The organism is Clostridium frigoris, from assembly GCF_018861865.1.
GTDB lineage: Bacteria > Bacillota > Clostridia > Clostridiales > Clostridiaceae > Clostridium_AD > Clostridium_AD frigoris.
Genome location: NZ_JAHLDV010000037.1, coordinates 26,017 through 33,894, shown reverse-complemented (window position 1 = coordinate 33,894; position 7,878 = coordinate 26,017). Strand labels below are relative to the sequence as shown.

The 7,878-nt window shown below is 30.3% G+C and carries 8 protein-coding genes; 2 read left to right on the top strand and 6 right to left on the bottom strand.

Going from position 1 to position 7,878, the window contains the following annotated elements:
* Positions 1 to 96 precede the first annotated feature (96 nt).
* The 6 genes from menE to KPL37_RS14010 all read right to left on the bottom strand — a co-directional run bounded on the left by menE (position 97) and on the right by KPL37_RS14010 (position 6,202).
* Positions 97 to 1,440 (bottom strand): o-succinylbenzoate--CoA ligase, encoded by a 1,344-nt coding sequence (gene menE / locus KPL37_RS14035; protein WP_216150352.1) that lies wholly within the window; start codon positions 1,438 to 1,440, stop codon positions 97 to 99.
* A 24-nt stretch (positions 1,441 to 1,464) separates the two neighbouring features.
* Complete coding sequence (gene menB, locus KPL37_RS14030; RefSeq protein ID WP_216150351.1) at positions 1,465 to 2,307, bottom strand: 1,4-dihydroxy-2-naphthoyl-CoA synthase; 843 nt, start codon at positions 2,305 to 2,307, stop codon at positions 1,465 to 1,467.
* 21 nt (positions 2,308 to 2,328) lie between these two features.
* Positions 2,329 to 3,120: a 2-succinyl-6-hydroxy-2,4-cyclohexadiene-1-carboxylate synthase gene (menH, locus tag KPL37_RS14025; protein ID WP_216150349.1), complete on the bottom strand. Its 792-nt coding sequence runs from the start codon at positions 3,118 to 3,120 to the stop codon at positions 2,329 to 2,331.
* Between the two features lie 24 nt (positions 3,121 to 3,144).
* Positions 3,145 to 4,794 carry a 2-succinyl-5-enolpyruvyl-6-hydroxy-3-cyclohexene-1-carboxylic-acid synthase gene (gene menD, locus KPL37_RS14020; protein ID WP_216150347.1) on the bottom strand — a complete coding sequence of 550 codons (1,650 nt, stop codon included), beginning with the start codon at positions 4,792 to 4,794 and terminating at the stop codon, positions 3,145 to 3,147.
* A gap of 16 nt (positions 4,795 to 4,810) precedes the next feature.
* Positions 4,811 to 5,956 carry an isochorismate synthase gene (locus KPL37_RS14015; RefSeq protein ID WP_216150345.1) on the bottom strand — a complete coding sequence of 382 codons (1,146 nt, stop codon included), beginning with the start codon at positions 5,954 to 5,956 and terminating at the stop codon, positions 4,811 to 4,813.
* Positions 5,957 to 6,055: 99 nt separating this feature from the next.
* Positions 6,056 to 6,202 (bottom strand): hypothetical protein, encoded by a 147-nt coding sequence (locus tag KPL37_RS14010; protein WP_216150343.1) that lies wholly within the window; start codon positions 6,200 to 6,202, stop codon positions 6,056 to 6,058.
* Positions 6,203 to 6,501: 299 nt separating this feature from the next.
* On the opposite strand from KPL37_RS14010, the gene KPL37_RS14005 reads away from it, so the two are divergent.
* Together KPL37_RS14005 and KPL37_RS14000 are read left to right on the top strand one after the other, a co-directional pair.
* Positions 6,502 to 7,206 carry a cytochrome c biogenesis CcdA family protein gene (locus KPL37_RS14005; protein WP_216150341.1) on the top strand — a complete coding sequence of 235 codons (705 nt, stop codon included), beginning with the start codon at positions 6,502 to 6,504 and terminating at the stop codon, positions 7,204 to 7,206.
* Between the two features lie 18 nt (positions 7,207 to 7,224).
* Positions 7,225 to 7,815 (top strand): TlpA family protein disulfide reductase, encoded by a 591-nt coding sequence (locus KPL37_RS14000; protein WP_216150339.1) that lies wholly within the window; start codon positions 7,225 to 7,227, stop codon positions 7,813 to 7,815.
* Positions 7,816 to 7,878 lie beyond the last annotated feature (63 nt).

The window sequence follows — 7,878 nt, the reverse complement described above, 5'->3', positions numbered from 1 at the left end:
TGATAACAAAACTAATGTTTCATTCCTTTTAGATATATTTTCACTTTTCAAAGTACAATTTAAATCTTAAAATTTTCAATCTAGTTTTTTCATAGGTTAGTTAACACTATCTAAATTCTTTCTTAATATTTTTCCTACTGAATTTTTAGGAAGTTCCTTCAAATAAATAATTTTTTTGGGGATCTTATATTTAGCTAATTTATTTGAAAGATACTTTAATATCTCATGTTCATTTAATGAAGAAACTACATAAAGTATAGGAATCTGTCCCCACTTTTTATCAATATGCCCAACTACAACGCATTCATCTATAAGCGGATGCGTATATAGAATATTTTCAATTTCTTTTGGATAAATATTTTCACCACCAGATATAATTATATCTGTGCGACGAGCGACTATATTTAAAAAACCATCTTCATCTATATAACCCACATCTTCTGTATTAAAATAACCAGCTATATCTACTTTACCTAGGTATCCATCCATTAACATAGGACTTTTAAGTAAAACCTCACCTACTCCATTTTCATCTGGATTACTAATAAGGATATCTACATTTTCAAGTGGCATTCCTACTGAGTCAATTTTTTCTGGATAATCTAATACTGAAAAAGTAGTAGACTGGCTTGTTGTCTCTGTCATACCATAGGTCTTATATATAGGAATGTTCCTCATTATGCTTTTTTGAACCAAAGCTTTAGGAATAAATTCACCACCTAAAAGTACCACACGTAGTTTATGGTTCTCTATTCTCTCAACAATCCTATTTAACATAGTTGGAACAATGGATATCATATTTATGATACCTCTTTCAATTAAGGTTAATAACTGTTCTTCATCAAATTTTTCTAATATAGTAATTTGAGTTCCATTGTATAGGCTACGCATTAGAATAATTAATCCACTAATATGATACATAGGTAATACTAGTAGCCAATTGTCCCTCGTTGTTACCCCAATACTTTTTTGCGATGCTTTTACATGAGCAGAAAACTGTTTCCACCTAAGAGGAACTGATTTGAATTCACCTGTTGTAGCACTTGTATTCATGATAACAACAATTCTTTCCGCCTCAAACTCTTCTATTAATTTTATATTTTCTCTTTCACTTTGCTGCACTTCATTAAAGCATATAAATTTATTATTATCGGAAAATACAACCTGAACCTTTGTAAGTTCTAATTGTCTTTTTATTTCACTCTCTGTCAAATGAATATTTAACATCAGTACTTCTTTACCCAAAAGTTGAAGTGCCAAAAAAAATAGTGCCATGTCAACTGAGTTATTTGAATAAATTGCAACTCTTGTCTCCATTTTTACATAGGAAGATAGTTTCCCAGTTAGGTCTGTTACCTGTTCATAAACTTCATGAAAGGTTAAATCATTAATAAACCTTTTATTAGGGCTTTTATAATTTTGTTCTTTAATCCAGTTCATAGTATATCACCTTCGTAAATTTATTTATGGAAATTTAGGAAATTCATCAAAATTAGGATCTCGTTTTTCTTTAAATGCATCTCGACCCTCTTTTGCCTCCTCAGTAGTATAAAATAATAAAGTAGCATCTCCTGCTAATTGTTGTAAACCAGCTAATCCATCTGTATCTGCATTTAATGATGCTTTTAAGAAACGTAGTGCAGTTGGCGAATGCTGCATTATCTCTTTTGCCCATTTAACTGTTTCCTGCTCTAACTTATCAAATGGTACTACTGTATTTATAAGTCCCATATCTAGAGCCTTTTTAGCTGAATACTGACGACACAAATACCAAATTTCGCGTGCTTTTTTATGACCCACAATACGCGCTAAATATCCTGCACCATATCCACCATCAAAAGAACCTACTTTGGGTCCCGTTTGACCAAATTTAGCATTTTCAGAAGCTATTGTTAAATCACATACTATATGTAACACATGACCACCACCAATTGCGTACCCATTGACCATTGCGATAACTGGTTTTGGAATAATTCTAATTAAATGTTGCAAATCTAAAACATTTAAACGTGGTATATTGTCATCACCAACATATCCTCCATTTCCACGTACTTTTTGATCTCCTCCTGAGCAAAATGCTTCATTCTCTACGCCTTTTCCATGATTAGCACCAGTTAAAATAACCACACCTATTTTACTATCTTCACGAGCCATAGTAAACGCATGAATTAATTCCATAATGGTTTTAGGCCGAAAAGCATTACGTACCTCAGGTCGATTAATTGTAATCTTTGCAATTCCATCATAAGTTTCATATTTAATATCTTCATAATTACGGTTTGAATCTTTCCAATCAAATTTATTCATATTTTCACTCCTCAAAATTATTTATAAAAAATCATTTATAACTTTCTCAAATGCACTATTATCTTCAATATGAGTATTATGCCCACATCCATTTATTACTATATGTTTTACTCTGCTATTCAATTTTTTAAAATTTTTACCTACAACTTCGTATTTTTTATCATATTCCCCACTTATAAATAATATAAGCATAGATAGCCTAACTATTTTATTTTTTAAACATGGAAATTTTCCTTGTCCAGTGCTTTGTAGTGTGTTTGAAAGTGCATGTGCTTGATTTAATAAACGTCTTTCACCTATTTCTTTAATGATTGCTTTAGATAATCTCCTTTGTGATTTAAAAATGCTTAAATCACTCCAATATTGATTAAACCATTGTATTCCATTTCTTTCTATGCTTCTAGCTAAATTCAAATCATTTTTGCGACGTCTTAATCGATTAAAAAATCCATATTCACCATAAGATGCACTCTCTAAAATTAGCTTATCTATTTCCTTTGGATAAGTCAAAGCATATGCTAATGCAATGCGACCACCCATAGAATAACCTAGCATTGAATATCTCTTTAAACCTAACTTTGAAATAAGTTTATTTAAGTGCCTAACCATTACTTTCAAAGAATAATATTTACGGTGCTTTGGTTTATCACTTTTCCCATGCCCAATTACATCTATTAATATTAATTGATACCCCTGTAATTGAATAAATTCCCACGTACTAAGATTTTCCGAAAACCCATGTAAACAAATAATTGGTTTTCCTTCGCCCTTTACTTCAATGTGATATTTAATATTTTCAATTTTAATAAACATACTCTCACCCTACATATTTTATATTTATAATGTTGTGTATTTATCATGTAATTTTTTACTTAACTCTGAATCTATTTTTACCTCAATTAACTTAATTCCCTCTAGCGTTAATGCTTCATTCAAGTACTCCTCAAAAAGTTTATAATTTTTCGCTTCATAATATATTGTATTATACAAAGTCTTTATACCCTCAAAATTTATACCCTGTGGTGTTAAAAATAAGTGTTCGAAATGATTTTCTTTACTTTGAGGTAAATACCTAAAAATTCCTCCACCATCATTATTCATTAACAGTATAATTAAATTTAATTTATGTGTCTTTCCAATCAATAATCCATTTAAATCATGGTAAAATGCTAAATCCCCTGTTAAAAGAACCGTTGGATGATTTGAAGCAGATATACCCAGTGCAGTGGAAACAGTTCCATCAATGCCATTTGCACCTCTATTACATAACACCTTTACCTTTTGATTACGGGCTTCAAAAAAGCAATCCATATCCCGTATTGCCATACTATTTGCTACGACCAATCTACTTTTTTCTGGCAGCATGCCTTGTAGCTTCTGAATTAGTTTTCCTTCAAACAAGTGCTCTTCACCTTTTGCACCATTCAGTTGTTCACGCATTTGTTTCTGATATCTTAACCATTTATCTAAATATTCTCTGTTACTATTCTCTGCACAAATAGACTCAGCAAACAATTTTGGTGAAGTAGCGATAAATATTTTGGTTGACAATGATGGGTTACAATACTTAAAACTTTCACCTACTTGTATATATAAGACCTCATGATGCATGGTCAAAAACTGCTGCAACCGTTTTGAAACAGGTACTTGACCAATGTGAATAATAAATTCAGGCTCTAATTGTCTTTTGATATCATCATTTTTTAAAAAGGCATCATAACTATCGATAATAATATCATTTGAGTAATTACGCAAATTTGAAATTGGATCAGCGAGTATGGGTGCTTTTAAGCGTTCTCCCATTTCTATCACTTCTTTATGATAGTTTGAATAGGCGTCTCCACCACAAATTATAATTCCATTTTTATTTTTAAGAATTGAGTTATCTAATGAAACTTTCTTTTCTCCTTGAATATATTCGAATTTATTTTTTGAGCGTCCTACAGTAAAATCAAGCTTAATTAAATCTGGAATTAATGGATCGCGTAGGGGCACATTAATATGGATTACCCCATATTCTTTTGACATAGCACTTGCAAATGCTCTTTGCATAACCACGCGTACATATCTATACATACTGTCACTTTCTTCAGGTAATGCCAGTTCTTCATAGTATTTTGTAAAATTACCAAATATCTTATTTTGATCAATTGTTTGTGGTGCCCCAACATTACGTAGTTCAGGCGGACGATCAGCTGTTAACACAATTAATGGTACTCCTGAATACTTAGCTTCCACAATTGCAGGCAAATAATTTGCCACAGCAGTACCTGATGTACAAACTAATACCACAGGTCTTGCCTGCTCTTTAGCTATTCCAAGTGCAAAAAAACCTGCAGAACGCTCATCAACATTTATAAAAATATTAAAATCATGTTCACAAAATAATATAGATAAGGGTGTTGACCTTGAACCTGGACTAATTACAACCTCACGCACACCTAATTGATATAGTTCATCAACTAAAGCAGCAATATAATTTGTCATTCATTTCTCCTCCTCACTATAAACTTTCGATTATTGTTTTTAATTTATCTTTTGTTTCAATGTATTCAACTTCACAATTTGATTTATCAACTATGCCACAGCCAACGCATGCATATGCTATATTTTTTTCAATTAGAGCAGATCTTATTCCTGCCAGAAATATACCATCTCCATTTCTATCAATTATTCCAATAGGTGCCGCATACAAACCTCTTTCATGTTTTTCATATCTTTTAATTAATTCCAGAGCTTTATCTACCGGATACCCACCTAAAGCAGGTGTTGGGTGAAGCCTTTTTACCCATTGAAGTAAAGTGCTATTTTTATCTTTTCCATGAATCGCTGTTTGTAAATGATGAAGATTTTTTAGTGTTAAAATTTTAGTTTCATCTACTATCAATTCATCTGTAAATTTCTTCATAACATTAACTATTGAATTAATAACAATTTGATGTTCATGACGATTTTTAATATCCTTTAACAAGACTTTCTTCTGTAATTCATCATTTTCATCACTTCGCAAAATAGTGCCAGCAAGTGCATAACTTATCACCATATTTTTTTCTTTTTGCACCAAAATCTCTGGCGTTGCACCTACAAATGTTTTTTCATCCTTATAGTAGCCAAATACAAAGCTATTTATGTTGTGTTTCAAAATCTTTAGCAAAACACTTTCTACATTTATCAAAGTATTACATTGAACTTTGACTTCTCTAGAAATAACAACTTTATTTACCTCTTTACTGGATATTGCATCTTTTGCCGCAGAAAACATTTGTCTCCATGCTTTATAATCATCCATTCCATATTTGTAAGAATGTTCACAAATCTCTACCGCTTGATTTTCAATTTCTACAAAATCATTAAAGTAATACAATGTTTGTTTCCCATCTTTTTCAACAAGATAATATTCAAATGCAATATTTTCATTCCCAAACCCGGCCCATTTTTCATCTTTAATTGAATCAAAGAATGTCATTGATGAAAAGATATATAAATAATCTTTTAAATTTTCATCAATAGAAAAAGTTTTTAACCGTTTAGCTCCAAGAATAAACTCTTTTTTTAAAGGATTATAAAATAAAAACCTTTCCTCGTTCTCAAAATGCTTCCAGAATGAAAGCGGATTATCTAATTCAATCTGTTTCTCATGATATTTCAAATTATACACCTCTATATCTGAATTATAATAAATCTTCTAATCTAAAATTGACTACTCAATTCACCCATAAGAATTATTTTATAAAGCCATCCTTAGAGATCATTTTTTTATCTTTTCTGAGCTACAACAACTTTTTTTACTATTATTTTCATCATGACCTGCATGTCCTCCACAACATCCAAGTCCTAATTTAGACATTACAAACATTACACCCATAAATATTAATATTGATATTATTGTTCCCATATTTATCTCTCCATTCTTTTTTTTATTATAACTTATTATAAAAAATACTTATAAAGATTTTATGTAGATATGAAGTATTTAAAAAATATTTATAAAAAATGAATTTGATAAGTAGTTTAAAGAGGGACAATTGACCTAATTTAAATTTATATCATTAAAATTATGTAAAACACATTAAATCTCCATATTTTTTTAGTATAATATTTACAGTTACAACTTATTTCTTGGGATTAATTGATAGTTTTATATATTGGTTTAATTAATCAGTATTATAATGCTAAATCGGAGGTGATTTATTTTTGAATGACATATCAATATTGTTAGCTTTTTCTGCAGGTCTTCTATCATTTTTATCACCTTGCGTCCTTCCACTTGTTCCTGCATATGTAAGCTATTTAACTGGTTCTTCTATAGAAGAATTAAAGGATGACAAAGCTAAATTTTCTACTTTATATAAATCCTTTGGATTTGTATTAGGCTTTTCTATTATTTTTATACTAATGGGAGTTTCTATAACCTCACTTGGTAAATTACTAATTATCCATAAAGATTTGTTTAGAAAAGTTGGAGGCACTCTTATTGTTATTTTTGGCATCCATACCCTTGGAGTGTTTAAAATCAAATTACTTTATCGTGAGAAAAGATTTTTATATCTAGATAAGATTAAAGGCCCATTTAGCTCAGTAATAATGGGAATGGCTTTTGCCGCAGGTTGGACTCCGTGCATTGGCCCTATATTATCCTCAATACTCATCTATGCTACAAGTATGAACTCTGTAGGTAAAGGTGTTTTACTTTTGATAATGTATTCCCTTGGACTTGCTGTTCCATTTATTGTAACTGCCATGGCCATAGGAAGTTTTACTAAACAATTCAGAAAATTTTCAAGATATCTTCCTATAATCTCTACAATAAGCGGATTATTAATGATAATAATGGGAGTTATGATTTTCATGAACAAATTAGCAATATTAAGTCAATACACAAACTTTATTAATTTTTAATTAAAGGAGAGAATAAAAATGAAAAAATATCTAATAGTACTTATACTTGCCATCGTTGTCGGAGGCTCTATTTACACTTTAAACAACTATAATACATCAAATTCTAAGTATAACTCATCTGTGGGAAGCACTTACAAAAACAGTACCACTCAAAATAATACATCTATTCAACCTATTGAAACTACCCCTAACGCTACTAAGACCAAAGCTATAGATTTCAAATTAAAGGATCTTAACGGTAAAGAATTGTCTTTAAGTGACTTGAAAGGTAAAAAAGTATTCCTTAATTTTTGGGCAACATGGTGTCCACCATGTAAAGCAGAAATGCCTGAAATTGAAAAATTATATCAAGAGACAAAAAATAGTAACTTAGTTATAGTTGCCGTAGAGATAGGAGAGCCTTTAAGCACGGTTAAACCTTTTATTGATAGTAACAAATATAATTTTAAAGTTCTTATAGATCCAGATCAGAAAGTTGCTGCTCAATATAATATAACATCAATTCCAACTTCATATTTCATTGATGTAGATGGAAACATCATTTCTAAAAACATTGGTGGTATGAATATTGATCAAATGAAGGCATACATTATAACTTTAGACAAATAATGGTGTTTATACATTACTTATTGAGATCGAACATATTTGTAATAATATAATATACTGAACAAT

Excerpts from the sequence above, each read along its gene's own strand:
- KPL37_RS14000 (WP_216150339.1), top strand. The coding sequence starts at position 7,225 with ATGAAAAAATATCTAATAGTACTTATACTTGCCATCGTTGTCGGAGGC.
- menB (WP_216150351.1), bottom strand. The coding sequence starts at position 2,307 with ATGAATAAATTTGATTGGAAAGATTCAAACCGTAATTATGAAGATATT.
- KPL37_RS14010 (WP_216150343.1), bottom strand. The coding sequence starts at position 6,202 with ATGGGAACAATAATATCAATATTAATATTTATGGGTGTAATGTTTGTA.
- menH (WP_216150349.1), bottom strand. The coding sequence starts at position 3,120 with ATGTTTATTAAAATTGAAAATATTAAATATCACATTGAAGTAAAGGGC.
- menD (WP_216150347.1), bottom strand. The coding sequence starts at position 4,794 with ATGACAAATTATATTGCTGCTTTAGTTGATGAACTATATCAATTAGGT.
- menE (WP_216150352.1), bottom strand. The coding sequence starts at position 1,440 with ATGAACTGGATTAAAGAACAAAATTATAAAAGCCCTAATAAAAGGTTT.